The organism is Nocardioides seonyuensis (assembly GCF_004683965.1).
GTDB classification, from domain to species: domain Bacteria; phylum Actinomycetota; class Actinomycetes; order Propionibacteriales; family Nocardioidaceae; genus Nocardioides; species Nocardioides seonyuensis.
This window is the reverse complement of sequence record NZ_CP038436.1, coordinates 2,155,626-2,181,595: the sequence shown is the minus strand read 5'-3', so window position 1 is coordinate 2,181,595 and position 25,970 is coordinate 2,155,626. Positions and strand designations below refer to the sequence as shown.

Annotated in this window: 22 protein-coding genes and 1 pseudogene; 11 read left to right on the top strand and 12 right to left on the bottom strand. The window is 68.9% G+C overall.

Annotated elements, in window-relative coordinates; translation table 11 throughout:
- The first annotated feature begins 61 nt into the window (after positions 1-61).
- Positions 62-1,129: a nucleotidyltransferase family protein gene (locus tag EXE58_RS10605; RefSeq protein WP_135267856.1), complete on the top strand. Its 1,068-nt coding sequence runs from the start codon at positions 62-64 to the stop codon at positions 1,127-1,129.
- A 49-nt stretch (positions 1,130-1,178) separates the two neighbouring features.
- Positions 1,179-2,537 (top strand): helix-turn-helix domain-containing protein, encoded by a 1,359-nt coding sequence (locus tag EXE58_RS10600; RefSeq protein WP_167288804.1) that lies wholly within the window; start codon positions 1,179-1,181, stop codon positions 2,535-2,537.
- Positions 2,538-2,562: 25 nt separating this feature from the next.
- Here the strand turns inward: EXE58_RS10600 and EXE58_RS20325 are convergent, their stop codons facing one another.
- Entirely contained in the window at positions 2,563-2,685 is a 123-nt protein-coding gene (locus tag EXE58_RS20325) for a hypothetical protein (protein ID WP_279638244.1), read from the bottom strand.
- A gap of 308 nt (positions 2,686-2,993) precedes the next feature.
- On the opposite strand from EXE58_RS20325, the gene EXE58_RS10595 reads away from it, so the two are divergent.
- Together EXE58_RS10595 and EXE58_RS10590 are read left to right on the top strand one after the other, a co-directional pair.
- On the top strand, positions 2,994-3,785 hold the full coding sequence (locus EXE58_RS10595) for a hypothetical protein (protein ID WP_135267854.1): 792 nt from the start codon (positions 2,994-2,996) through the stop codon (positions 3,783-3,785).
- A gap of 14 nt (positions 3,786-3,799) precedes the next feature.
- The gene (locus EXE58_RS10590; RefSeq protein WP_167288802.1) at positions 3,800-5,227 is read left to right on the top strand and encodes a nucleotidyltransferase domain-containing protein; all 1,428 of its coding nucleotides are present in this window, start codon (positions 3,800-3,802) and stop codon (positions 5,225-5,227) included.
- Here EXE58_RS10590 and EXE58_RS10585 read toward each other — a convergent pair.
- Entirely contained in the window at positions 5,220-5,684 is a 465-nt protein-coding gene (locus tag EXE58_RS10585; protein WP_135267852.1) for a hypothetical protein, read from the bottom strand. The genes EXE58_RS10590 and EXE58_RS10585 overlap by 8 nt on opposite strands.
- A 316-nt stretch (positions 5,685-6,000) precedes the next feature.
- Between EXE58_RS10585 and EXE58_RS10580 the strand changes: the two genes are divergently transcribed.
- Positions 6,001-7,428: a tyrosine-protein kinase domain-containing protein gene (locus EXE58_RS10580; protein WP_135267851.1), complete on the top strand. Its 1,428-nt coding sequence runs from the start codon at positions 6,001-6,003 to the stop codon at positions 7,426-7,428.
- 10 nt (positions 7,429-7,438) lie between these two features.
- A complete protein-coding gene (locus EXE58_RS10575) occupies positions 7,439-9,319 on the top strand; it encodes a DUF4012 domain-containing protein (protein ID WP_135267850.1) in 1,881 nt (626 codons plus the stop codon).
- Between the two features lie 32 nt (positions 9,320-9,351).
- Here EXE58_RS10575 and EXE58_RS10570 read toward each other — a convergent pair whose 3' ends face one another.
- Positions 9,352-10,083 carry an SGNH/GDSL hydrolase family protein gene (locus EXE58_RS10570; RefSeq protein ID WP_244242175.1) on the bottom strand — a complete coding sequence of 244 codons (732 nt, stop codon included), beginning with the start codon at positions 10,081-10,083 and terminating at the stop codon, positions 9,352-9,354.
- Between the two features lie 615 nt (positions 10,084-10,698).
- On the opposite strand from EXE58_RS10570, the gene EXE58_RS20480 reads away from it, so the two are divergent.
- Complete coding sequence (locus EXE58_RS20480; protein WP_425271677.1) at positions 10,699-13,356, top strand: RCC1 domain-containing protein; 2,658 nt, start codon at positions 10,699-10,701, stop codon at positions 13,354-13,356.
- A 100-nt stretch (positions 13,357-13,456) separates the two neighbouring features.
- Positions 13,457-14,812 carry an O-antigen ligase family protein gene (locus EXE58_RS20050; RefSeq protein WP_244242174.1) on the top strand — a complete coding sequence of 452 codons (1,356 nt, stop codon included), beginning with the start codon at positions 13,457-13,459 and terminating at the stop codon, positions 14,810-14,812.
- A 330-nt stretch (positions 14,813-15,142) separates the two neighbouring features.
- Here EXE58_RS20050 and EXE58_RS20475 read toward each other — a convergent pair.
- From EXE58_RS20475 to EXE58_RS10525, 7 genes and pseudogenes are all read right to left on the bottom strand, one after another.
- Positions 15,143-15,565: pseudogene (locus EXE58_RS20475) on the bottom strand (glycosyltransferase family 2 protein); the annotation flags it as partial.
- On the bottom strand, positions 15,550-16,713 hold the full coding sequence (locus EXE58_RS10550) for a lipopolysaccharide biosynthesis protein (protein WP_135267846.1): 1,164 nt from the start codon (positions 16,711-16,713) through the stop codon (positions 15,550-15,552). The gene EXE58_RS10550 and the pseudogene EXE58_RS20475, both read right to left, overlap by 16 nt.
- A 43-nt stretch (positions 16,714-16,756) precedes the next feature.
- The gene (locus tag EXE58_RS10545) at positions 16,757-17,854 is read right to left on the bottom strand and encodes a glycosyltransferase (protein WP_135267845.1); all 1,098 of its coding nucleotides are present in this window, start codon (positions 17,852-17,854) and stop codon (positions 16,757-16,759) included.
- Complete coding sequence (locus EXE58_RS10540) at positions 17,851-18,207, bottom strand: acyltransferase (protein ID WP_167288796.1); 357 nt, start codon at positions 18,205-18,207, stop codon at positions 17,851-17,853. Before EXE58_RS10540 ends, EXE58_RS10545 begins: the two co-directional genes overlap by 4 nt.
- A gap of 122 nt (positions 18,208-18,329) precedes the next feature.
- Positions 18,330-19,448 (bottom strand): non-hydrolyzing UDP-N-acetylglucosamine 2-epimerase, encoded by a 1,119-nt coding sequence (gene wecB, locus EXE58_RS10535; RefSeq protein WP_135267843.1) that lies wholly within the window; start codon positions 19,446-19,448, stop codon positions 18,330-18,332.
- Entirely contained in the window at positions 19,445-20,455 is a 1,011-nt protein-coding gene (locus EXE58_RS10530; RefSeq protein ID WP_135267842.1) for a glycosyltransferase family 1 protein, read from the bottom strand. Before EXE58_RS10530 ends, wecB begins: the two co-directional genes overlap by 4 nt.
- Positions 20,452-21,567, bottom strand: a complete 1,116-nt coding sequence (locus EXE58_RS10525; RefSeq protein ID WP_135267841.1) for a polysaccharide biosynthesis C-terminal domain-containing protein — start codon at positions 21,565-21,567, stop codon at positions 20,452-20,454. The genes EXE58_RS10530 and EXE58_RS10525 overlap by 4 nt, the downstream gene beginning before the upstream one ends.
- An 87-nt stretch (positions 21,568-21,654) precedes the next feature.
- On the opposite strand from EXE58_RS10525, the gene EXE58_RS10520 reads away from it, so the two are divergent.
- Genes EXE58_RS10520 through EXE58_RS10510 form a run of 3 tightly spaced genes read left to right on the top strand, consistent with a single transcriptional unit; the run spans position 21,655 to position 23,818 of the window.
- Entirely contained in the window at positions 21,655-22,359 is a 705-nt protein-coding gene (locus EXE58_RS10520; RefSeq protein WP_135267840.1) for a PIG-L deacetylase family protein, read from the top strand.
- Positions 22,360-22,369: 10 nt separating this feature from the next.
- Positions 22,370-22,936 carry a sugar transferase gene (locus EXE58_RS10515; RefSeq protein WP_135267839.1) on the top strand — a complete coding sequence of 189 codons (567 nt, stop codon included), beginning with the start codon at positions 22,370-22,372 and terminating at the stop codon, positions 22,934-22,936.
- Positions 22,937-22,954: 18 nt separating this feature from the next.
- Positions 22,955-23,818: a formyltransferase family protein gene (locus EXE58_RS10510; RefSeq protein WP_135267838.1), complete on the top strand. Its 864-nt coding sequence runs from the start codon at positions 22,955-22,957 to the stop codon at positions 23,816-23,818.
- Here EXE58_RS10510 and EXE58_RS10505 read toward each other — a convergent pair.
- Positions 23,785-24,738 carry an NAD-dependent epimerase/dehydratase family protein gene (locus tag EXE58_RS10505; protein ID WP_135267837.1) on the bottom strand — a complete coding sequence of 318 codons (954 nt, stop codon included), beginning with the start codon at positions 24,736-24,738 and terminating at the stop codon, positions 23,785-23,787. The two genes, EXE58_RS10510 and EXE58_RS10505, sit on opposite strands and share 34 nt — an antisense overlap.
- Positions 24,735-25,970, bottom strand: a complete 1,236-nt coding sequence (locus tag EXE58_RS10500) for a glycosyltransferase family 4 protein (RefSeq protein ID WP_135267836.1) — start codon at positions 25,968-25,970, stop codon at positions 24,735-24,737. Before EXE58_RS10500 ends, EXE58_RS10505 begins: the two co-directional genes overlap by 4 nt.

Sequence of the window (25,970 nt, the reverse complement as noted above, 5' to 3'; positions counted from 1 at the left end):
TGCGACGATCCTGCGGGATCATCGGTCCATCGTCCTGTCCGACGTCGCGACCACGATCCTGATGGCCTCTTCGCCCACGTCGCTCACGTCGCTCGACGAGATCACCGAGTCCGTCGTGACGAAGCTCGGTCACCCCGAGCCACCGCTCGAGGCCGAGGAGCTCGTCCGCGGCCTGGTCCTCGAGCTCGCCGACCACGACCTGCTGCTCATCGAGGACGACGGCGACGACCCCACCGCGAGGTTCGCCGAGAGTGACGACGCACTGCGAGACGCGCTGCGCCATGTCGTCTCCGAGGACATGCAGGGCTGGGTCCCGCCGGCCCAGGTGACTGGTGCCGACCTGCTCGCGGCCGCCCAGCGCCACCGAGTCACCTCGGTCCTGGCCACCAAGCGCTCCCACCTCGCGCTCCCGTCGGCCAGTGAAGAGAAGCTCGAGACGACCTACCGCCAGGAGTCCGCCGCGATCCGTCTCCTCGAGAAGGAGCTCATCGAGGCCGTCGACACGCTCCCCCGGGCAGGCATCCGCGTGCTCGCCCTCGAGGGACTGGCCCTGGCGGTCCAGGCACACGGCCACGTCACCGCCCGCGGCACCGATGACCACGACCTCCTCGTCGCGCCGGGAGACCTCGAGGGGGCCCTGGAGGTGCTGACCGCACTCGGCTGGCAGCCTGGCCTGGGATTCCCAGCGCCCGACCGCACCGGCCAGTGGAACTCCTTCGTCCGTGACTACTCCGAGATGCCACTCACCCGACGCGGCAGCGTGATCGACCTCCGCTGGCGAATCGCCCGACGCGGCAGGGCCAGTGTCGGATTCGACGAGCTGTGGGAGCGCCGCAGCTCGGTCATGGTCGGGCTTGTCGAGGTCCCGACCCTGTCGTCGTACGACGCCCTGGTCCACGCCTTGGACCGCGCGACCAGCAACCATCCGAGCAGGATGCGCGACCTCCTCGACGTCTGGCTGCTCGCCGCCAGGGCGAGCACGTGGCAGGAGGCCGATCCCCTCCTGAGCACGGCGCACCTGTCGGTGGTCGGTGAGGCGGTGCGCGCCTTCGGCATGCCCAAGGACGCCTCCGCCGCGGTCCACGAGGCAGCACGGCTTGCCGGCATTCAGGTGACAACCGGCGAGTAACTTCGGCAAATCTTGGCAAGGACGCGGTTCCTCGGCAACAATCGATCGCGTGGACCCTCGTCACGCCGAGCTTCTGGCCGACACCGACCCCGCTGATCTGGGGCGTCGCGTGCGAACGATCCGCAGCGCCCAAGGCCTGACCCTTGCGGCTGCGGCGGGCTCGGGCATGTCGGTCGCACACCTGTCCCGCATCGAGACCGGCCAGCGCCGAGCCACGACCAAGGCGCTCCACCACCTCGCCTCGACGCTCGACGTGCCCGTCGAGCAGCTGCTCGGCGATGTGACGCCGCGCGAGGCCGACGAGATCAGGCTGATGCTCGACTACGCCGAGCTGTCCCTCGAGTCGGGCCAGTTCCAGGACGCGGCGACCCATGTCGAGTCAGCGCTCGAGCGCCTCGAGTCGGTCCAGCTGGACCTGCTCCACGAGCGCGCCCGCTTCCTCAGCGCCCGGGTGGCAGAGACCCTCGGCGACGCCGACACCGCCATCCTCGGGCTCGAGCGGATGGTCGACGACCCCAAGGTCACCGGCCTCATGCGCATCAGGGGCGGCATCGCCCTGAGCCGGATCTACCGAGAGAGCGGCGACCTCGGCCGAGCGATCGACTCCGGCGAGCGGATCCTCAACCAGCTCTCCGACTGGGGCCTCGACGCCTGCGACGAGGCGGTCCAGCTCAGCGTCACCATCGCGGCCGCCTACGCCGAGCGAGGGGATGCCGGTCACGCCGTCCGCGTCTGTCGCGCTGCCATCGAGCGCGCCGAGACCCTCGGATCCCCCACGGCCCGGGCCTCCGCCTACTGGAACACCAGTGCCCTGCAGGCCGACCGCGGAGACATCAGCGCTGCAGTGCAGCTCGCCGAGCGTGCCCTGGCCCTGCTCGGCGAGGGGCGCGACGCCCGCAACCTGGCGCGCCTGCGCACCGAGCTCGGCAGGCTCCAGCTCGCGCTCGACCCGCCGGCCGTGGAGGACGCACGCCACAACCTGGAACAGGCCGCCGAGGAGCTCGCCTGGAGCAGTGCATCACCGGTCGATCGCAGCTACACGCAGATCGGCCTCGCGCGGGCGTTCCTGCTGTCCGGCGACCTGGCCGGGTGCCGTGAGCTGGTCGAGGGCGTGCTCGCACTCTCCGACGGCGGAGCCCCGCTCGCCGAGGCCGAGGCGTTGGCCCTGCAGGGTCAGCTCAACGTCGCCGAGGGCGCCATGGCCGAGGCCGCAGAGTCCTACCAGCAGGCAGTCCTGCGTCTCTCCGCCGCTGGGGTCGACCAAGGCGCCGCACAGCTGTGGTTCGACCTGGCAGGCCTGCTCGACGGTGTCGGGCTCAGCGATGCCGCGCGCGACGCCTACCGCCGCGCGGCCGCGTCCACCGGGCTGAGGGCGCGGATGCGCGCCCCCAGCCGGGTTCTTGTCTGACCCGAGCCTCAGACAGTCCGGGGGATCAGCAGCACCAGACGTGACGCGTCTGCTGCGGCGCGGCGTCGGCCGAGCCGGCCACGCCGATCGTGCCGAGAACGGCGACGGCAATCGTGGCAACGACCTTCTTGGTGATGCTGCTGGTCATGGTGATCTCCCTGCGGATTGGCCAACTGAGAACGGACTGGCGCAACGCCCCGAGGGCTGCGTGGGGGCAATCTTGCCAATTCCAAGACGATCTTGCCAGTCCTGTGTCAAACTTTGACAACTTCGGTTGACAACCCCACAGATCGCCAACCAGAGTGTTCAACAGTCCCGCGAGTGCCCCCGCCCGCGAGACATCTGCGACTGCCCCCCGCGTCGCACGTGATAGCCCCCCGCCGCCCCCGCGGGGGGCTTTTCACGTCCCGGCCGGTTCGCCCCCGGAGGGGCCCTCCTTCGACCTAGGCTCGGGCCATGACGGCGCGCGAGGTGACATGCCTGCGCGTGGCGGCCCTCGGGGTCGTCGTACCCCTCGAGGTCCACGGCGCCGACCTGGGCCGGGCCGTCGCCGCCGCCTGGCGTGACGCCCTGACCGACTTGGCGCCCTCGACGGAGACGGTCTCAGCGGCCCTGGGGCGTGACGTCGGCGCCCGTGTCACCGGCGACAACGTCGAGGAGGTCCTCCACCACCTCTCCCCCGCCGTCACCACGGTCGCGATCGGTGCCCGTGCGGGCGCGCTCGTGATGCTGCACGCCGCCGCCCTCGCCGACCCGGAGTCGGGGCGTACGGCGGTGCTCGTCGCCCCCTCGGGCACGGGGAAGACCACCGCCTCCCGAGCCCTGGGCGGCCGGTTCGCCTATCTCTCCGACGAGACCGCGGCGATCGAGTCGGACGGACGGGTGCTGCCCTATCGCAAGCCACTGTCGATCATCGAGGGCAGCCACCTCAAGGCGCAGGTGGCGCCCTCGGACCTGGGGCTGGTGACGACCGAGCGCGACTGCCGGCTGGCGACGCTCGTCCTGCTCGACCGGGCGCCCGAACACGCCGGCCCACCGGCCGTCGAGCAGCTCGACACCGTCGACGCCGTCGCCGAGATCGCACGGCAGGCGTCGTACCTGCCCAGTCTGGACCGACCGCTCCACCGGCTCGCCGACCTGATCCACCTCGCGGGGGGAGTTCGGCGGGTGACCTATGCCGAGGCGACCGACCTCGAGGACGTGCTGGCCGACCTGCTGGCGCTGGAGCCACGGGACCTCGTCTCGTGAGGGTCTCCCGAGGCGTGATCGCCGACCTCTACGTCGAGGACGGGCGTGGCGTGGTGATGGTGGGCGAGAGCGTGCTCGTGCTCACCGAGGTCGCCACAGCGATCGTGGAAGCCGTGCCCGACGCGTCGACCCTCACCGTCGCCGAGGTCGCCGCCAGTGTCGTGGAGGTCTTCGGCGAGCCAGACGCCCCGCACACCGCGGAGGGGCTCACGCTCCAGCACGTGCACGACCTCGTGGCGCACGGGGTGCTGGAGATTGTGGAGGGGTCTCGTGACGGGACTGCGTCCCTCCTCGACCAGCGGACTCGGCGCGATGCTGTGGAGGCGGTGCGGTCGGCGCTGCGGCACGTGCTGTCCGGCGGCACGGACCGGTGGTCCTTGCCCCCGTCGGTCGAGTCCGACGCCTTCGTCAAGGCCGCTCACCAGCACCACGTGGTCGCGTTCCTCGCCCTGCACCTCGACCGTCTCACCCTTCCCCCACGCGCCCGGTCCGTGCTGCTGGCGGACGCCGCACACCTCCAGGCCGGGGCGCGCATTCTGGCCACGGACCTGGCTCGGGCCCTGGAGGTGCTGGACGCGGCTGGAGTCCGCGCGCTCGCCTTCAAGGGCGTGGCGCTGGCCGTCCAGGCTCACGGCGACCTCACTGCCCGAGGTGCCGGCGACCTCGACCTGCTCGTCGCCCCGGCCGACCTGGAGCGCGCCCACGCGGCACTCACCAGGGCCGGGTGGTCACCAGCTCCCGAGTATCCCGTTCCCGGCCCCTCCTGGGCGTGGCGGCACTTCGTCCGCACCCACAACGAGCTGACCCTGGAGAGCGCGACCAGCTCGATCGACCTGCACTGGCACCTCGCACCGACTCGCAGCACGTTCCCACCGTTCGACGACCTGTGGCTGCGCCGAGACCTCGTGGAGGTCGCCGGGCGTGCGGTGCCGACCCTGTCGCCGTACGACGCCCTGGCGCACTCGGCCGGTCACGCCGCGCGCGACCGTTGGCGGTGGCTGCGCAGCCTCGTCGACGTGCACCTGCTCGCATCGCGCTCGGATGTCTGGTCGGAGGCCAACCGCCCACTGCGCAGTGATCAGCTGCTCACCCTGGGTGTGGCCGTCCGAATGCTCGGAGATCTGCCCGGGGCCCCCGCCGTCGTGGTCAGGGCCGTGTCCGAGTCGTCGGACGTCTGGAAGCAGGCGCTCGCCGACCAGCTGAGCACGGAGGTCGATCACCGCGCGCTGGCCACTCCCGGGCAGCAGTTCACACGCAACCTGCGCACGTTGGCCCGCACCCGGGGCACGCCCACAGAGGCAGCGCGCCTGCTGAGCAGGAGCGCACTGCCTCCGTGGCTGACGTCCCAGGAGACATCACCCCATGCCCTGGTCGCCGCGCCCAAGGTGCTGGCGCGACGACTCGCTGAGCTCGAGCAGAAGGCCCGCGCCCGGCTCAGGTGATCGGAGCCTCGCAGCCGCCGAGGTTCACCACATGTGCTCCGGTGCCGGTGACGAAGCTCGCGACGACCGACGCGTCCCTGCCGTTGGACGACCGCTGGAAGACGGCAGTCAGGGCGAGTCGGTCGCCTGCCTGCAGTGGAGCGCTGAAGACGCGCGTCGAGTTGCCGTTGCCGGTCCACTCGCCCTGGGGACACGACACCGTCAGCCCTGTCACGGCGCTGACGCCGCTGAAGGTGACGGAGAGGCCCTGTATCGGCGCTCCGACAGTGACGTCCAGCGACCAGGTGACGAGCTGCTGGTTGCGGTCGCCGCTGCTGCGCATTGCGGCCCCGGGGACGGCAGTCACCGTCGGCTCGGGCCCTGTGTGAGACGTCGCCGCGACGTTCGGTGAGGCCACGGCGATCGTGATGGCTGGTGCCGTCCACGCTGCTCCCCGGAGCGCGGTGCGACGAGTCATGCGTCTGCTTTCGGGCAGACGCGGTTGTACGTAGAGCTTCTCGCTCATCCTTGCCCCCAAGGTGGTCTGTTGTCCCCGAGACCACTTTCCCAATGCCCGGCAGGAGCTGCCAGGTGGGCCATTGTGCACCGGCATCGTCAAGCAATGTGGACAACATCCCCTTTTCTTTACCGTGGCGCGCTCACGGAAGGGCGCAAAGCGGTCTAGATCACCCCCGCCGGCCGGGGTCAGAACCTCGATTCCCCTCCGCCGGGTCGCGACGTCGGGTTTGATCTTCCCTGGGGCGGCAGTCGGTTCACACACAGCGAGGGGTCACGTGGAGCTCACCTTCTACACGCGTGTCCTGCGCAACCACTGGATCGCGATCACCGCCATGGTGCTCGTCGCCGCCGCTGCCGCCTTCGGGTGGAGCAGCGCGCAGCCCAAGGTCTATGCAGCCAACGCGTCCGGTTTCGTCACCTCCGGCGGGGGCGGCGACGTCGGCCTGGAGAACCTCGACGACATGCTGTCGAAGTCGCGCGCGGCGTCGTACGTCGAGCTGGCCAAGGACCGCGCCACCGCCTCGCTGGTCATCGACGAGCTCGGTCTCGACACCACCGCATCCACGCTGGTCGGCAACATCGAGGTCGCCCAGAAGCCGGAGACCGTGATCATCGCCATCACCGCTCGGGCCGGGACACCGCAGGCCGCCCAGGACCTGGCCGACGCCTGGATCGCGGCGCTCGCCACCCGCGTCAGCTCGGTCGAGGCCGAGGGGTCAGGCAAGTCGGCCCAGCGCGGCGGGATGCGCATCGAGGTCTCCGAGGCTGCCGAGCTCCCCACGTCGCCGGTCGCGCCGCAGGTCGAGCGCAACGTGCTCCTCGGCGCAGTCCTCGGCGCGCTCCTCGGGATGGGCTACGCCGTCGCCCGGAGCCTGCTCGACCGCCGGATCCGGTCCGTCGAGGACGTCGAGCGGCACAAGCGGGCGCCCGTCGCGGGCACGGTGCTCGACGTCGGCTCCCACACCGGGCTCTTCGTCACCACTCCCAACGGAGCGGGCCAGGCGTCGCTCGCCGCCGAGGGCATGCGCAGGCTGCGCACCAACCTGTCCTACATGGACGTCGACAACCCGCCGCGGGCGCTGGTGATCACCAGCCCCAAGCAGGGCGACGGCAAGTCGACCATCGCCGCCAACCTGGCCGCGACGATCGCCCAGTCCGGCCAGCCGGTCACCCTGGTCGACGCCGACCTCCGTCGCCCTCGGGTGGCGGGCCTGCTCGGCCTCGACGACGCGGTCGGTCTCACCGACGTGCTCACCGGCCGCCTGGACCTCGCCGACGCGCTGCAACCTCACCCGGACCTGCCCGGCTTCCGCATCCTCACCTCCGGCCCCCGCCCGCCCAACCCGACCGAGATCCTCGACTCCAACGCCATGCGCCGGGTCATCGAGGAGCTCCGCTCGGAGGGCATGGTCATCATCGACGCGCCACCCCTACTCCCGGTGACCGACGCCGCCGTGCTCGCGCTCGAGACCGACGGCGCGCTCGTCACCGTCTCCGCCGGACGCACCCTCGACACCGACCTCACCGGCGCCCTCGGCCACCTCGATGCCGTGCATGCACGCGCGCTCGGCGTCGTGCTCAACAAGGTCTCCAAGCGCACCGTCGGAGCCGGCAACTACGCCTACTACGGCTACGACGCCTATCGCGAGACCCGTAAACCGAAGTCTGAACGAGTGAAGACAGTGCAGTCCGCTGACCTCTAGCATGCCCGGCATGCCATCTAGCCACCGCGTACGTCGGACTCGACGACGCCTGTGGCCTGCCCTGCTCCTGCTGGCTGGGGTGGCCGTGGTGGTTGCCTTGGGGGTCCTCGCACTGCCCTTCCGCCATGCACCCGCCCACGCGGAGGCCGCGAAGGCCGACCTCCAGGTGGCGAAGGAGGCGTTGACCTCCGGCAAGGACAAGAAGGCCGAGGAGGCCATCGCCGCCGCCCGTGTCGACGCCGACGCACTGCAGTCGAGCGTCCAAGGGTTCGGCGGTGACGTGTGGAGCATGTTGCCGGTCCTCGGCGGCCCCGTCAGCGACGTACGACACCTCGGCAACGCCCTCGACGACCTCACCGCCGCAGCCGAGGCAGGTGCGCAGGCATGGCCCGAGGTGGCCGGTCCCAAGGCCGAGCTCATGCAGGGCGGCAGCGTCGACGTGCCCACGCTCGAGAAGGTGTCCGAGCACGCGTCGGAGGCGATGGACCGGCTGGCCTCGGCCCAGGCCGAGCTCGACCTGGTCGCCGACGATCGCCTCGTCATCGGCGACCGCCTCGGAGCCGCCCGCGACGAGGCGCGCGAGCAGGTCACCCCGCTGGCCGAGAGGGCCGAGCGGTTCGGGCCGCTGCTCGACGTGCTGCCCGACGTGGTCGGCGCCAACGGCAAGCGCACCTACGTCCTGGCGATCCTCAACCCCGCCGAGCTCCTCTACTCCGGCGGGACGCCGCAGACCTTCACCCAGATGACCTACGACAACGGCAAGCTGCAGTGGGAGGACACCATCGGTCCCCCCACCGCCCCCTGGCTGACAAAGGAGGTCGAGTGGCCCGCCACGTCGGGCAACCCGTTCCACCGGGATCCCAGCAAAGCCATCAGCGCGACCACCTCACCGGACTGGCCGGTCGCCGGCGAGGAACTGCTCTCCGCGTGGAAGGCAAACACCGGCCAGGACATCGACGGCGTCATCGCGCTCGACGTGGTGGCCTTTGCCGACCTGCTCGAGCTGACAGGGCCGGTGGAGCTGATCCATGCCGGCCAGGTCACATCAGAGACCGTCGTGGAGACCATCAGCGGGAGGTACGACGACCAGCTCGTCGAGATCCAGCGCCACTGGACCAACTTCAGCCTGGCCAAGAACTTCGGAATCTTCCTGCTAGGCGCTGATTCCCAAGCCCTCGGGCAGACCCTCGGGAATTCGGCGGAGGGCAGGCACTTCGCCATGTACTTCGACGACGCCGAGGAGCAGGAGGCCTTCGACGCCCTGGACGTGACCGGCCGCCTGGGCGACCCGGATCGTGACTACCTCGGCGTGTTCTCCCAGAACACCCAGGGCACCCGAGCCGATTACTGGCAGCGGCGGGCGGTCAGCTCGGACGTGAAGCTGCGCGACGACGGCAGCGCCCGCGTGTCTCTCGAGGTGGAGATTCACAACGACTCACCTCCCTACCTCCAGCCCGGGAACGACCCCGGCAACGGTGTCTACACGCGATGGAACCACCTCAACCTCCTCACGCTGCTCCCCGACGGCGCCCGTCTCCGGGGCGGCACGATCGACGGTTCACCGCTCCAGGGGCAGGAGGGCAGCTACGACGGCCGCACCTTCCACGAGGAGCCGATCGAGTTCGCCCCGCAGGCGACGCACACCCTCACCCTCGAGTACGACGTCCCTGCCGCCGCGACCCGCGGTGCCGACGGAGAGCTCCGATACGGCCTGTCTCTCGACCCCCAGGGGATGGTCGTGCCCCAAGCATTGTCGGTGCGCCTGCGCTTCCCGAAGGGTTACGTGGTCACGTCCGTGCCTCCAGGCTGGAACACAGCCGGTCCCAGCGGGGCGTCGTACACCTCGGCCTGGCTGCAGACCTCCGAGTCGTTCGAGGTCATCGCGCGTTGACCGTCAGCTCAGCGAACTGGCAGCAGGGGCGGTCAGTAGCGGTAGGACAGGGCCGCGAAGTAGGCGTTGACCTGCTCGACCCACAGGACCGACCCGTCGTGCTCCCCGGTCGGGTCATGGAGCGGATGGATGCCGTCTGCCATGACCCAAGCCCGCCCCCCAGCCGGCTTGGCGGCGAAGGTCTCGTAGACCGGTATGTAGCCGTAACCCACCGTGAGCGCCGAAGCACGTAGCGCCGCGAGGCGGGCAGCGTGCGCAGTGACGTTCGCTGCTGGCCAGGACCCGTCGGAGAACGACGGGTTCTGACTGGAGACGACGACCTCGACGTCCGGGTAGAGGGCGCGCACGTCGGCGACGAAGGCGTGGATCTCGGCGAGGTAGGGCTCGGCGGTCTGAGATCTGTAGTTGTGACCCGTGCTCACGATCAATAGGTCGAGGTGCTCGGGGAACAGGGCTCGCACCCGGCCTCGGTGATAGGACAGGGCCGAGCCCGGCATGGACCCGTTGTAGACCTTCAGCGAAGACACACCGTCTCCTGCCTGGAGCAAGGTGGTCGAGGGGTAGTTCTGCGTGGCGTCGCTCCAGAGGGCGTACTCGACCCGCCGCTCCGGATAGCGAGAGGCGAAGGTGGAGGCCATCCTCGCCACCCACTCGTTGTTGTCGTTCCCCGTGGAATCGCCTGCCACGCCGATGACGACGTCGGCGAGACCGTAGTCGAGGTTGGTCGACAGGCCCGACCCCTGAGGCAGCGCCCCAGGCCCCACAGGTCCAGGTGGACCGGTTGGACCGGCTGGACCGGGAGAGCCCAGTGGCCCGGCAGGCCCCACGGCACCTGCTGGCCCAGCGGGTCCCGGAGGCCCTGCTGGTCCGACCGACCCAGCAGGACCGCTTGGCCCAGCGGTTCCATCGAGACCCGAGGGCCCCGGTCGTCCGGTGGGCCCTGCCTCACCCGCGCCCCCCGGACGGCCCGGCGGACCGTGCTCACCTGCAGGTCCCGGTTTTCCACGCCGCCCGATCCGAAGAGCATCTGTCCCTTCAGGGCAGCGACCGCTCCGGTTGGCAGACACCACCGTGCCTCGCTCACCTACGCACACCCGGACCGAGCCCGTCTCGTTGCGCCCGTCCGAACTCCCCGCTACCAACTGTGTGCCACCAGCCACGAGCCCCGTCGACAAAGCAGCAAGTGCGGCGACAGTCAGCAGCGTGACACCTCCCCCGCGACTCATGAAGCAGAGCATGGCTCACATCAGCACGGGCGCATGCTGGGTTCCGCGCTGTGAACATCAAGTTGAACGTTCGTCTCACTGACTGTCTGCACGCGTGACGCTCTGCTTCTCACTGACTAGGGTCCTGGGACGAGCGTGGGAGGCGAGGCATACATGCGGTGCACAAGACGCACACGACTTGGCACTCCGCGATGGATGAGTGCGACAGCGATCAGCCTGATGGCCCTGACATGGGTCGTCCCGCTCATGGCGGAGGCGGACGACGCCGGGAAGACCACAGAACTGCCGAAGCACGCAGTCGGAGCGCCGACGAAGGGCACATTGTCGCTCTCTCCAACGGTGGGGACACCCGGAACTCGTGTGACGCTCCAGGGCTGGATCCCTCCGCGGCGCAAGCACCAAGTGCACCTTCAGCTGAAGACGGGGGCGCAATGGCAGACGCTCAAGAAGTCGCGGACCAGTCGACGAGGTAAGTTCCGATTCCGGACCCGTCTGAGCGAGGGCATCTCCGCCACCTATCGAGTCCGCTCGCGCACTGCCGCCATGGGATCCAACCCGAGGAGCCGGCCGTTCGTCACGCCCTCGCGCACGGTCAGGATTCTCACAACTGCACCTCCGCCCACGCTCACGGCGACTCCCACACCGACGACGTCCCCCACGCCCCCACCGACGACGTCCCCCACGCCCACGGCGACTTCCACGCCTACGGCGACCCCGACGGCGACGCCCACTGAGCCCACCGATCCTCCCGCGACCTGGACGATGCTCACTGCCGGGCGTGAGCACACCTGCGGGGTCACCGTTGACGGCACCGGCGCTTGCTGGGGCAGCAACGCTTCCGGCAGGTTGGGCGACGGAACCACGAGCGCACGGACCGTCCCGACCGAGCTCCCCGGGACGTGGCTCACCCTCACTGCGGGGTTCGCTCACACCTGCGGCATCCGGACAGATCGCTCCGCGGCCTGCTGGGGTTACAACAGCACCGGTCAGGTCGGGGATTCGACGACCCTGAACAAGCTGGTTCCCACCGACTTGCCCGGACTGTGGAACTCGATGTCCGCCGGACCCGCTCACACGTGCGGAGTACGCGTCGACGGAACTGCTGCATGCTGGGGCTCCAACTCCGCAGGCCAGCTGGGCGACGGCACGACGAGCCCCCGGGTCACACCCACTGACCTGGAGGGTTCTTGGAGGTCGTTGACCACCGGTGCCGGATACACATGCGGGGTTCGTACAAGCGGGGCCGCAGCCTGTTGGGGAAGCAACAGTCACGGACAGCTCGGTGACGGCACCAGGACCGCCCAACTCAAGCCCACCGCTCTTCCGGGGACCTGGGTGAGCGTGACGGCCAGCGCCTCCGGTCTTCCGCAGACATGCGGAGTCCACAGCGACGGCACAGCCGAGTGTTGGGGTTCCAACGAGAACGGCCAGTTGGGTGACGGAACGACAACGGACCGACTCGTCCCGCAGCCCGTTCCCGGATCGTGGGCCACGATCAGCGTCGGCGGGTCTGACTCACGCAGCCACACGTGCGGAGTGCATTCCGACGGTCGAGCTTCTTGTTGGGGTGCCGGCACCTCGGGAGAACTTGGCAACGGCTCACAGGCTTCGCATCAGTCGCCAAGCGAAATTGAAGGGGCTTGGGTCAGCGTCACAGCGGGCGGGAGCCACTCATGCGGCGTGACGTCTGAAGGCAGAGCCATGTGTTGGGGTCGCAATGTCGATGGACAACTCGGCGACGGCCGTCCAACAGTCCAGGCCACCCCCGTCGACCTACCGAAGTCATGGACCACGATCATGGCCGGCGCAGAGCACACCTGCGGGCTGCACACTGATGCGACTGCCTCCTGTTGGGGTAGCGGTGTGGGAGGCCAGTTGGGAAGCGGGACATGGGCCGGTTACTCCGTACCCACACCTCTACCCCCGACACTGGACGGCGACTGGACCGGTTTCGCCATGGGCACAAGGCACACCTGCGCAATAAAGAGCGACTCAAGCGCCGGTTGCTGGGGCGACAATGCCTCCGGTCAGCTCGGCGACGGGACCAGGATCAGTCGAGAAACCCCCACGACTTTGGCCGGGACATGGTCGGCGCTCTCGGCCGGCAGGTACCACTCATGTGGCATCAAGGTCGGTGGAACTGGGGCGTGCTGGGGCTTCAACGCATCCGGTCAGCTGGGTGATGGCACCCTGCAGGACAAGTTGACCCCCACCATCATCCAGGGTTCCTGGGCCAACCTGAGCGTGGGGCGCTCGCACACCTGTGGTGTACGAACCGACGGAACCGCATGGTGTTGGGGCGACAACTCGTTCGGCCAACTGGGCGACGACACCCATACGGACCGTCGAACCCCCAGCGCGCTGCCGGGATCTTGGAGGGAGGTGACGGCGGGTTCGCTCCATACGTGCGGGATTCGAGCGAACGGTGCCGCCGCATGCTGGGGGCTCAACAATGACGGCCAGCTGGGTGACGGGACGATCTCGAACAAGAGTGCACCCACTCCGCTGCCCGGAACCTGGACGACTCTGGCAGCGGGGTGGAACCACACCTGCGGAATCGAGACCGATGGGCTGGCTGCATGCTGGGGCGGCAATGCGGACGGCCAGCTTGGCGACGGCACCGTCACAGACCGACGCTTGCCCACAACGCTCTCCGGGGCATGGCGCGTCATCACAACCGGTGAGCGGCACACCTGCGGACTGAAGACAGATGGCACCGCTGCTTGTTGGGGGCGACGCAACATGACCGGTAGGAATCCATGGTTGCCCGAAATGGTCCTTGATCCCGTAGACCCTCAACCAATCTCTTGACCACCCGCACAGTGCTCTCTGACGTGAGATCATCCGTCGAACGTGTGCGGGGACGACGGACAGCGCGGAAATGGAGTGGAGCCGGGTGTTGAGCTTGGGCATGACTTCGCTTCAGCTCGTGGCTGGTGTCACCGCGATGCTGCTTGCGCCTTGGCTCATCATTAAGGCTGTCGGTGCCTTCCGCGGCCATCAGTACCTACCTATTGCAGTTGTCCTGGCCACGGTGGTCCCAGCACTGCTCGTGGTGGCCGCGCGCGAGGGCATGTTCGCCGAGGAGGGCGTACCCACGCTCGTCGGGTATTCAACTGTCGCGGCTTTGCTCTTCGTGGGTCTCCATCAGCTCGCCGAACGACACAGAGGGACCGCCTTGGGCTTCGCTCTGCTGGGCTTCGGACTGATCGAGGTCTGGGCGGCTCTGACCAATGCCCAACTGGGTGACGGCAGCAAGGCCATCGGTCAGATTGCGATCATCTTGATCGGACCAGCGCTCATGGCGAGCTTCTACTCCGCCGATCTGAGCCGCAGGAACAAGGCGGGGCTGGTCGCCTACACCGGAGCGCTTGTCTGCGGCATCTCGCTCGCCGCATGGTTCTTCAATCCCGAGCCCTACATGGTTGGGACTTCCGCGCGGGCCGGAGGGGGACTGTTACAGGAGCGATTCGTCGGTGTCGCGAACAACCCCAACACCTTCGGCATGATCGCGGCCGTGACGCTCATCGCGGCGACCCTTCGACGCGGCTGGTCGATGTGGGTCGTAGCCCTGGTGGCACTCCCCGCTCTCCTCCTCACAGGCCAGCGGGCCGGAATGATGAGTGCGCTGGTGCTCGCAGCGGGACTTGGTGTCACAAGAACGCGTCACACGGCAGGGCGTGTCCTGATCGCGTTCGCTTTCTTGGCGCTGATGGTTCCACTCTTCCAATCGGTCTACACCTCAGACGAGGTTGATTCCGACCAGAGCTTCGCTGACCGGCAAGACGCCTGGGCGTTCGTGCTCGGCCATGTGTCTGAGCTCTGGTTGAGCGGTTGGGGGCCTGCTGGACTGCTCGAGCGCACACGCTTGGACGGCATCGGCACTGGTCTTCATCACGCGCACAACGAGGCCATGACTGCACTGGCCGTTGGCGGGCTCCCGATGTTGTTCCTCCTGGTCCTTGTCCTGGTCCTCGGCGCCAGAGCCGCAGTTGCCAACCGGGCGCCAGCCGACCGGAACATCGTGGGGCTTCTCGCAGTCGTACCGTTCCTGATCTTCGAGTCGCCACTACACACCGGGATGAATCCGATGAACGTCCCACAAGTCGCCAGCATCTACTTGGTGGCCGCCGCTCTGACGTCAGTCGCCATAGGCACGGGAGACCCGTCCCAGGGCGGCTCGCACCCACCCCCACCCACCGCACGTCATCGTCAACGCCCGATAGGTGCCGCGGCGCGTCGCAGTCGCAATCGCCAGGTGCAGTAGCCCAGCCGAGACTCGGAGAAGCCCGCCGGCGAGAATCACCAGGCGGCCCTTCTCGCGCAGACGAAGCCGCGCCAGGGTTTCGCCGTTGCGCACGTACTTCCCACGGAGCGCGGCTCTGGTCACACGTGCGGCGGGGACGACCTCCTCCACCGTCGCCCCTGCGCACCATCGAATCTCCACCCCCTCGCGGCGAGCGCGCCACATGTACTCGGTGTCTTCTCCCCCGGACCGGGCAAAAGCAGCATCAACACTGCTCAAGCCCGGCACGGAAAGGGCAGACAGCGGCAGGACGCAGTTACCAAAACCTGTTGCCTCCAGCTGGGCGCCGTCCTCGTGCTCCGGACGTACGAAGTGTCCCGTCCTTGCCCACGAGGGAGCGTCAACTGGCAGGACGTAGTTCACGGGCCCGGCAAGGATGGCTTCTGGGTGGCGTGCATGACCATCCAACATGGATTGGTACCAGTTCGACGACGGCACTTGGTCGTCATCCAAGAACCAGAGATTGCGCCGCAGCCGCAACGCCTCTGCCATCAAGCGAGTACGGACCAGGGCCACGCCCGGGCTTGGCTCTGCGAGGTAGTGCATCTCCAGGTCGCCAGCAGCGAGGACGACTGCACGAGCACTGAGCCCGGGATCGTTGTCCGCCACCACGACGGGAACATCGGGTGGAACCTGATCGCCCAGGACCGCAAGCAGCCGTGCCAAAGCCTCAGGACGGCGATAAGTGGGTATCCCGATCAGATGGTTGACCACGAGTACCACCCCTTGTGATGGCGCAGTACCGCGGCGCCGACAGACTGACAGGTCATGGCGACGAACAGGCCCGCAGCTGCTCCCGTAGCACCGTGCGTCGACGCTGCGAGCAGTACGCCCACGATCAGCAAGACCGTCACGACGGCATCCAACTGAGCAACCTGTCGTTCAAGTCCGCGGCCAATGAGCACCCCGGACAGGTAGATGCCAGGGACGTTCACGACCTGCGCCGCCGCCACCCAGAGGAGCGGCATGAAGGCGCCTTCATAGGCAGCGCCGACCAAGGTCAGGAATGGATCATTGCCGAAGAAGAGCAGCAGGAGCCATGCCAAGACTCCGCAGAAGCAGGTCGCAGCAGTTGCAAGGTCCAGGCGTCTCAACCGAGGCGCGTCCTCACGCACGGCTGCAGGCTGACCCAAGGAGCTCAGGACCGAAGGGACCACGCGAACCGCCTGTCCCAATCGGTTCGGGAGTGCATAGTGGGCCACTGTGGTCGGGCTGGCGACCAGACCGACGAGAAAGGCGTCCAAGCCGCGCAGCTGAGTCCACAGATTCGACCACCAGAAAGGGCGTGCTGACTTCATCAGCTGTCCCCACGAAGGGAGTTCTGCCTCCTTCTGCTGGGGAAACGCGAGCATGGCCACAACCAGGCTCGTGCCAAGTCCAGCGATGGAGCCAAGGAGATAGTTCGCGATCTCATCCGACCAGCCAAGAAGATGTCCGGCGACCATCACGACCGCTGCCGTCACGCGAGCCACGACAAGAAGCGCAGATGTCGGCACGGACCGCCCGACGGCGATGGCAAGCGAGAGCCTCCCCAGGAACTGTCTCTCGAGCCAGACCATGGCCGCCACACCAGCCGCGTGCCAGACGGATAGTCCCGGAACAGCAAGGGGCAACACGGCGACGATTCCCGCAGCGACAACTGCGGTCAGCCGTGACGCATGCGTGAAAGCGGTGGTTCCGGCTTGTGGACGCTCGGTCCTGTCTGACGCGCGCTCTCGGATCGCGAAAGGCTGCAGGCCACCATCGCCCAAGGCGACCACGACATACGCCGCCGAGAGCCCTGCCATGAGACCACCGAAGTCGGCCGGCGAAGACTGTCGGGCCACCCAGAGCAGCAGAGCAGCTTGGATGACGACAGACATCAGCCGAGCTGAGAGCAGGCTGACGAGTTCGGATCGCACCTGCTCAGCCCCGCCCCAACCCCAGGGCCTCGACGACGCGGTCGCGCGTTGACTCTGCGGTCCAGCGGGCCAACAGCTCCTCGTGGCAATTGCTTGCGATCACGCCATCGCCCACTTCTGATCGCCAGTCCACCGTCTGCTCAAGGGCATCAGCCAAGCTTGCGGCGTCGCCCTGCGCGAAGTGGAGGCCCGTCCCACCCGGACGCACTGCCGCCGCCTCGGGCATCTGCGCATCGAGATCACCGTGAGTCACCACTGGCACTCCGAAGCGGAGGCTCTGGATCACGGTCAGTCCCGCGGCGTCCGGCACGACGGTGGCGGTCAATCCCTCGTAGAACGACGCGAGCTCACTGTCGGCATAGATCGGTCCGGGCATGCGGAGCACGACGCCCAGTTCTGCGGCCAGCGTCTCGAGATCTTCGCTGACCTCGCCCTCGCCCGCCAGCCAGACTTCCGCCACTGTTCCGCGCCTCGCCAGCTCAGCCACCGCGCGGATGAGGAGATCGAATCGCTTGCGCTCGTTCAGACGTGCCACTGCGCCGAAGACGACGCGACCGTGAGCTCGGTTCGGAAGGTCGACGGGTCCACCACCCACACTGTTTCCGATCACGAACATGCGGCCTTCGGGGTACCCGTGAGCTACGCCCAGCCTCTTGCCGTGATCGGCGTACAGCAGCAGCACGTGCGCCAACCGGTAGAAGGTCAGGCGGACCCGCCTCTTGAGGCCTGACTCGGGGCGGTGCCAGCCGATGGTCCAGAAGGCGACCTTCCTGCCCAGCAGCCGGGCATAGATTGCAGCGACCCAATAGGCGGCAGAGTTGGCGCCTCCCAGGAACACGGCCCATTCCGCGCGGGATCTGCGTATGCCACGAAGAAGGCCGGCTTGCCGAAGGTGCAGGTTCCCCCGCCAGTGGTTCTTCAGGACCACCGCGTCGAGCGCAGCGGCATCGCCCAAGGGGATCGGGTCGAGCGGCGGGCTGGAGTCACCGAAGGTGAATCGATCGACAACACCGGCGTCCCTGAGTGCGTGGAACACCTCGGCGCGGTAGTGCGGATAGAAGGGATAGACGAGGTGGATGGTGCCGCGATCCTTCCGCTTCACGGGTTTCTCCGCTCGCCGATCACCCGCGCTGGCACGCCTCCAACGATCGACCGCGGCGCGACGTCACCCGTCACCACTGCGCCGGCCGCGATCACGGCTCCTGTCCCCACGTTGGCGGGGCCGATGACGATCGCACCCGCACCGATCAGGACGTCGTCCCCGACCACCACCTCGCGCGGGAATCTGCTGGGCGCCTCGTTCAGACGGCCCGCCACGTGGATGGGGTGGTCGTCGCCGACGAAACGGACGTCCGCGGAGATCAGGCAGTCGTCGCCGATCGTGACGGAGGCCATGCACCGGCAGCCGGGCCCCAACCCCGTGCGCTCGCCGACACGCAGCGTCGCACCGCGCATGATCCGCGGCGTTCCCCCGATCACGGTGCTTGACGCAACCCTGAGCCGTCCCCCCGACCTGATTCGTGCGACCCATCGACGGCGCGTTCGATCGACCGATCTGAGCAAGCCGACACCGTTGCTCATCTGAGGCCCGCCCACTGACCGTGTCGCCCAGCGGTCGAGGCGATGAACCGCACGACGCGGTTGCTGGTGTCATTTACCTCGTAGCCCGCTGGATGCGACGAGGTCACCGGGCCGTCCACCATCGCGATCCCCACGGCGCGCACGACGTCGTCCACGGCCAGGCCGGTCATCATGATCGAGCCGGAGTCGAGGGCCTCGGGGCGTTCGATGGAGTCGCGCAGGGTGATCGCCGGGAAGCCGAGGATCGACGACTCCTCAGAGATCGTGCCGGAGTCGGAGAGCACGCAGGCGGCCTCGAGCTGCAGCTTGTTGTAGTCGTGGAACCCGAAGGGTTCCATGAAGTCGATGCCCGAGAGGTCCGGGGCGTCATCGAGAGCCTCCAGCCGCTTGCGCGTGCGCGGGTGGGTCGAGACCACGATCCGCTTGCCGAACTTCTCCCGCACCGCGACGAGGCAGTCCAGCAGCATGCGCAGCCGGTCCGGAGAGTCGACGTTCTCCTCCCTGTGGGCACTCACCAGGAAGTACTCCCCCGCGGTCAGCCCAAGCCTGCCCAAAGCGTCGGACGATTCGATCTGGTCGCGGAACGTCTCGAGCACCTCGCGCATGGGCGAACCGGAGACCATCACGCGGCGGGGGTGCAGCCCCTCGGCGAGCAGGTTGCGACGGGCGTGCTCGGTGTAGGCGAGGTTGAAGTCGGCGACGTGGTCGACGAGTCGACGATTGGTCTCCTCCGGAACGTTCTCGTCGAAGCAGCGGTTGCCGGCCTCCATGTGATAGCTCGGCACCTTCAGGCGCTTGGCCATCACCGTGGCGATGCACGAGTTGGTGTCGCCCAGCACGAGCATGGCGTCAGGACGCTCCTCCAGGAGGACCCGCTCCGTCTCGATGAGCACGCCCCCCAGGACCGCTCCGAGGCTGCTCGTGTCCACGCCGAGGTAGTGGTCGGGCGCCCGCAGGCCCAGGTCGTCGAAGAAGACTTGGTTGAGCGAGTGATCGTAGTTCTGCCCGGTGTGCACGAGGACGTGCTCGATGCCTTCCGTGGCGTCGAGGCGCGCGATCACCCGTGCCAGCCGGATGATCTCGGGTCGCGTCCCGACAACGGTCATGACCTTCATGCGGGTTCCTTGTCGACCTCGGAGGTGATGGAGTCTGCGAGTCCCGTGAGAAAGGCCGCCAGGCATTCACCCCAACGACCACGCGCGTCCTGGCGAGCATCGACGGTGTCGATCCCGGCCCGCCAGGCATGAGCAGGAGCCTCGTCCAGCTCCTTGAGGTTGTGGGTCAGGCTCGCGAGGTCGTGGGGACGGAAGTAGGCCGGTTCCCCGGCACCATCCAGGCTCCCCACGATCCCCCGGTGCCCCACGATGTCGCTGAGCAGCACGCGCGGTGAGAGCGCCGCTGCCTCGAGCACTCCCACAGGCGAGGCCTCGACCCGTGCCGGGCACACGGCCGCGTAGGCCGAGCGCAGCGCGCTCAGGCATTCGGCCCGCGTCGACTCGGGACGTCGTACGACACTGTCGTCGGAGCTGTGGAGCTCCGCCTGGAGCCTCTTCTCCGCGGCGTGCGAACCCACCGGCCCCATGAGGACGAGCCGTCGCTCACCGCCTCCGGCCCGGTAGGCGCGGTGGGCGCGCACGAGCAGGGCCAGGTCCCGAAATGAGTAGTTGGACCCGACGCAGACGAACGCTCCTTCACAAAGGAGCCCTGTCCGCTCGTCGTACCGGTCGGCGGCGATCTCGAAGCCGCGGTCCAGGACGTTGTGGAGGACCTCCGACGTCGGTACGGACTGGCCGGGCGGAACGGCCTCGGAGATGCGGATGACTGCGCTGGCACGGTTGTAGGTGACGCGGGTGCCAACGCGCAGCCCGGTCACGAGCGTGCGCTCCTTGGTTCCCCTGGCGACCGGTGTCCACACCCACGCATTCTGGGGCGCGACGACGAACGGCGCCGGGGGGAACTTCCCCATCGGCGGCACGTTGCGAGCCATGATCGGCACCGCGTGCTCGTCGCCCTGCAGCACAGGGTGCTGCTCACGCGCCTCGCGGGCGTTCTCGAGGAGAACGCTGCCGCCACCGCTCCAGCGTCCGTCCTCGAGGAGCCGGAAGCGGACCGGACGACTCATCTCGGCGGGTCGATCGTCTCGGGGAGCTGGTCAGGGTTGTCCGGGTCGAGGAGCTGGTCGGCCCAGAACATGGTGACCAGCTCGGTGTCTCCGACGTTGCGGATGTTGTGGACCCACAGCGCCGGCATGTCCACGAACGACGGCTTGTCGCCGCTGAGCCGGAAGGTCACGACGTCGTCGTGGAGGAGGCGGCGCAGCTGGATCTCGGCCTCGCCCTTGACGACGAAGAAGCGCTCGACCTTGTGGAGGTGGTAGTGCTCGCCGCGCTTCTGGCCGGGCCGCGTCGTCGACATGAACGCCATGCCGGTGCCACCGCCTGCGCGCACAGTCTCGAAGAGGTCGCCGCGGTCGTCGGAGTGGACCTGCGGCGAGAGTGGCCACATCTCGGGGAAGGCCGCCGCGCGATAGGTGTTGAAGAGGTTGCGCATCATCGCGGTACCCAGGTCGGGGATCTCGCCGCGCGTGGAGTAGTTGGCCCGCATCTCCTCGAAGGCCGCGAGGACGCTGCTGATCAGCACCGGCTCGCCCGGCACGACCTCGGCGGGCCGGTCCTGGCCGACCGCCGCGATGAGGGCTGCCGCGGCGTCCTGGGCGTGGAGCAGCTCGATCTCGCGGTCTCCCGTCACCTGGGGCGTCCGACCTGCGACGACCTCGTGGGCGAAGGTCGCGACGAAGGAGTTGTAGCCGGGACGACCGTGCTCGCCGAAGAGGTTGGGCAGCAGCAGGTCGGCGAAGCGCCCCCCGATCGCCTGCACCGTCTCGGACAGGATGGCCGCGGCCGCCGCCTTGCCCCTGCCGTAGGGGTTGTCGAGCTGGGCCTGCACCGAGTTGGCGTAGACCACGTGCAGCGGCCGACCCTGGGCCTTCAACGCGGCAGCCAGCGTCTCGGCCAGCCGGACGTTGCCCTGCTCGACCTCGGCGTCGGAGTCGGCGCGGTTGACGCCGGCGACGTGCAGGACGACATCGACGTCGGCGAGCGCCTGGCCGAGGACCTCGGCGGAGGCCATCTCGGCCCGTCCGAGGCGGACCGCCCGGGTCCCGTGGAGGGCACGCAGACGACACGCGGTGTGCCATCCCAAGAATCCGTGACCGCCGGTGATCGCGACTCTCACACCGGTACCCTCCTGCCTGTCGTGTGAGGCAGGTCTCCCTGCCCGAGCGAAACCCTACCCAGTAGTAGCGTGAGGGAACCGGAACCGATGAAACCTGAGAACGTCCTCGTGGTCGTCGCCCATCCGGACGACGACATCCTGGGTTTCGGAGGCACCGCCCACCACCTCACCCAGCACGGTCACCACGTGCGAGCGGCCATCCTCTGCGGCGAGGTCACCGCCCGCAACCGCCGCCCCGGCGACGACGACCTGGCCGCCGACATGCGCCGCGCCACCGAGCTGGTCGGGATGCAGCAGCCGATCCTCGGCGGCTTCCCCAACATCCGGATGAACACCGTCGACCACCTCGAGCTCGTCCAGTTCGTGGAGGCCGCCATCGTGGAGACGCAGGCCTCGCGCATCTTCACCCTCCACCCGGCCGACCTCAACGACGACCACCGCCAGGTCTCGCTTGCTGCGCAGGCCGCCGCCCGCCTCGCGCAGCGACGCGACGACGTGCCGCCGCTCAAGAGCCTCCACTTCATGGAGGTCCCCTCCTCCACCGACTGGTCCTTCCGCGGCTCCGGGACCGACGCGTTCGTCCCGGACGCGTTCTTCGAGATCGGCGAGGAGGGCGTCTCGCGCAAGCTCGAGGCGCTCGAGTGCTACCGCGACGTCATGCGCGACTTCCCCCACCCGCGCAGCCCCGAGGCGATCCGTGGGCTCGCAGCGGTGCGCGGCGGCCAGAGCGGTCTCCGCCACGCGGAGGCGTTCCAGACCGCCCACCTCGACCTCGGCTTCCTGATCGCGTGAGGGGGACGTGATGTACGAACGGTTCGGCAAGCGCGCCCTCGACATCGTCCTCGCCGGCGCGGCCACGGTGGTGCTGAGCCCCCTCCTCGCGCTGATCGGCCTGGCCATCCGCCTCGAGGACGGCTCCCCGGTGATCTACCGCCAGCCCCGCACCGGCCGGTCCGGTGAGCCTTTCGTGATCATGAAGTTCCGCAGCATGCCGACCAGCACCCAGGTCGCCCCCTCCGCCGGCATGGGCACCGCCACGGTGACCCGCGTCGGCCGCATCACCCGACGCACCAACGCCGACGAGCTCCCCCAGCTCTTCAACATCCTGCGCGGGGACATGTCGATCGTCGGCCCGCGACCCCCGCTGGACTCCCAGCAGGTCCTCATCGAGCGGCGTCGCGAAGGGCCCGCCTGGCACGCCCGCCCCGGCCTGACCGGGCTGGCCCAGGTCAACGCCTTCGACGGGATGACCGAGGAGCAGAAGGCCGTCTTCGACAACCGGTACGCCGAGCGCGTCACCCTCCTCGGCGACCTCACCATCATCGCCCGGACGGTGCGCTACCTCTTCTCGCCGCCACCCACCTACTGATCTCGACCGAGGACTCCCATGCGATTCGGCTTCATCACCTGTGTCCAGCTGGGACTGTCATGCATCGAGGAGCTCGAGGCACTGGGCCGTGAGGGAACCGCGGGCGACCTCGTCTACCTCGGCACCCTCCACGACGACCAGTCGGTGAAGAAGTCCGGTCGCATCTACCTCGACGACGTCGGCGCCCGCACGGGCGTGCCGGTGACGAAGTTCCGCCACGTCAACGACGCCGACGCAGTGGGCTCCATCAAGGCCGCCGACCTCGACTGGCTCTACATCATCGGCTGGAGCCAGATCGCCGGCCCCGACGTGCTCACCGCGACCAGGAACGGCGTGATCGGGATGCACCCGACACTCCTGCCGGTGGGACGCGGCCGCGCGTCCGTCCCGTGGGCGATCATCAAGGGCCTCGACGAGACCGGGGTGTCGATGTTCCAGCTCGACGAGGGCGTCGACACCGGCCCGCTGCTGGGCCAGGTGCGGATCCCGATCACACCCACCGAGACGTCCACCACGCTCTACGACAAGGTCGCCGCCGCCCACCGGACGTTGATCCGTGAGGTCCATCCACCACTGGCACGCGGCGAGATCACGCCGGCACCCCAGGACCACTCGCTCGCCACGGAGTGGCCCGGCCGCACCCCCGCAGACGGGGAGCTCCACCCCGACACGATGACCGTGGCCAAGATCGAGCGCATGGTGCGCGCGCTGACCCGGCCCTACCCCGGTGCCTTCGTCACCCAGGATGAGCAGACCGTGCGGATCTGGGCCGGCAGTGCAGCCGCGCCCTCGGTGGGCCAGCCGTCGTACCCGGTGCACGCGGTCGACGGGACCTACTGGGCCACGGACTACGAGGTCGAGGTCGTCGGCGCCGAGGCCTGAGCGGACAGGCGACGTCCGAGGTCAGCCCAGTCGTCGGGGGTCGCAGAGCCGGTCCACCCCGCCGCGCTGAGCCACGACTCGTCCTGCGCCTGTCCGAACCACAGCATCTCCAGTCGCCGAGCCAGGCCCTGCGCACCGGGACGCAGCGTCGCCGCCCTCGCGAGCGTGCTCACCGCTGCCCTGGCCAGCGGTGACGGAATGTGGCGCGGACGGCGACCTGCACCCAGCGCCTCGAGCAGCGAGCGCGTGGTCATCCCCTCCCAGGGATGCATGACGATGCGTGGCACGGTCGGCTGCTCGACCAGGAAGCGCACCGCAGACCCGACCGAGGAGTCGAGGATCTGTGGCGTGGGCAGCGAGCCGTCACCGGCGTACGACGAGATCGGTCCCCGCGCCAGGCCGGCGAGCCTCTCGGTGACAGGCCGGGTGGGCCCGTGCACCGACGTCGGCCGGTAGACCACGGCCCGATGCGACGCGAGTGCGGCCTGCTCACCGAGGATCTTGGACTCCGCGTAGGGGCTGAACGGATCGTAGGCCTCGGACTCGTCGAGCCGGGCGCGACGACCCTGCACGGCCGCCGAGCTCACGTGGACCAGACGTCCGCAGCCTGCGGCGTCACAGGCCGCGCCGAGCAGTCGCGGGACGAGGGCGTTGGCCCCGAACAACGCGGCACGGTCGCCCGAGAGGGCGTCGGCCAGCCCTGCTGCATTGACGACGACGTCGGACCCGGCGAGCTGGTCGGCCGTGCGCGCCACCTCGTCGTGGAGCCCAGCGAGCTCGGCCTCGAGGTCGTCGCTGCTCGTGGCGTTGCTGAACACTCGTGGCGCGCTCACAGCGATCACCTCGTGCCCGCCCGACTCGCACGCCCGCGTCACCGCGGAGCCGACGAACCCGCTGGCTCCGACCACCGCGACCCTCATCCGGTCGCCGCCTCCAGGGCCTGCTCCAGCGCCATCGCCCCGGAGCGCTCGCTCAGGTTGCCGACGTAGAAGTCGCGACCCTTCTGCCCCATCGCGGCGCGCTCCTGGGGCCCCAGGTCACGCAGGGCCACCATCGCCGCCGCCAGCTCGTCGGGCGACTCGGGCGGGACCGCCAACCCGCACCCGGCCCCGGTCACCAGCCTCGCCGCATCTCCCGGAGCACTCACCAGCACAGGCGAGCCCACCGCGAGCGAAGCCTGCACCTTGCTGGGGATCGTGCCGTGGAAGAGCGGACGGTCCAGGAGGCTGACGAGCTGGACGTCGGCGGCCGCGATGGTGGCGGGCATGTCGGCCAGCGACCGGCCGGGATGGAACGAGACGCGGTCGCCCAGGCCGAGCTCGCGCACGCGGTCGACGAGCCCCTGCTTGGCCACACCCTCCCCGAGGACTGCGAGGTGGATGCCGGAGTCGGAGGGGAGCGACTCCACTGCCTGCACGGCGTGGTGCAGCCCCTGCAGCTCGCCGATGCCGCCGGCGTACATCACCGTCAGGGCGTGGCCCGAGAACTGACGAGCCAGCTCGGGGTCCGGCGCGGCGGGGGCGAAGACCGACTCGTCGACCCAGTTGGGTACGACGACGAGCTTCTCCTCGGGGACTCCCCGCTCCGCGAGGATGCTCCTGATCCCTTCACTGATGACCACGATCCGCTCAGCTGAACGGTAGGTGCGCGCGCAGGCGCGCTCGAGGACCCGTTCGACACGCTGACGAGCGCCCGGGCTGCCCGCGAGCATCCCGCTCTCCATCACGGTGTCTGGCCAGAGGTCCTGGATGTAGAGGACGTAGGGGACTCGGCCGACCGCCCGCAGGGCCATGGCGGGGATGGTGGTGGTCGCGGGGCTTGCATAGACGAGCAGGACGTCGGCGTCGCGCAGTGAGCCCGTCTGCAATGTCGCAGAGGCCCCGAAGGTCAGCATGCTCAGCGCACGCCTGGCCCCGGACTGGTCGTGGCTGAGGTAGTAGGGCACTCGTAGCACCGAGAGCCCGTCCACTTCGTCCCGCATGCGCGACTGCTGTCGGTAGCCGTCGTAGACCACCCCGTGGGGGTAGCTCGGGAACCCTGTCAGGACCTGGACGTCGTGGCCGCGACGAGCGAGCGCGCTCGCCACGACTCCGGGATGCGCCGCGGCTCCGGGCTCTGGCGGGAAGTACTGGCTGACGAAGCCGACGCGCAC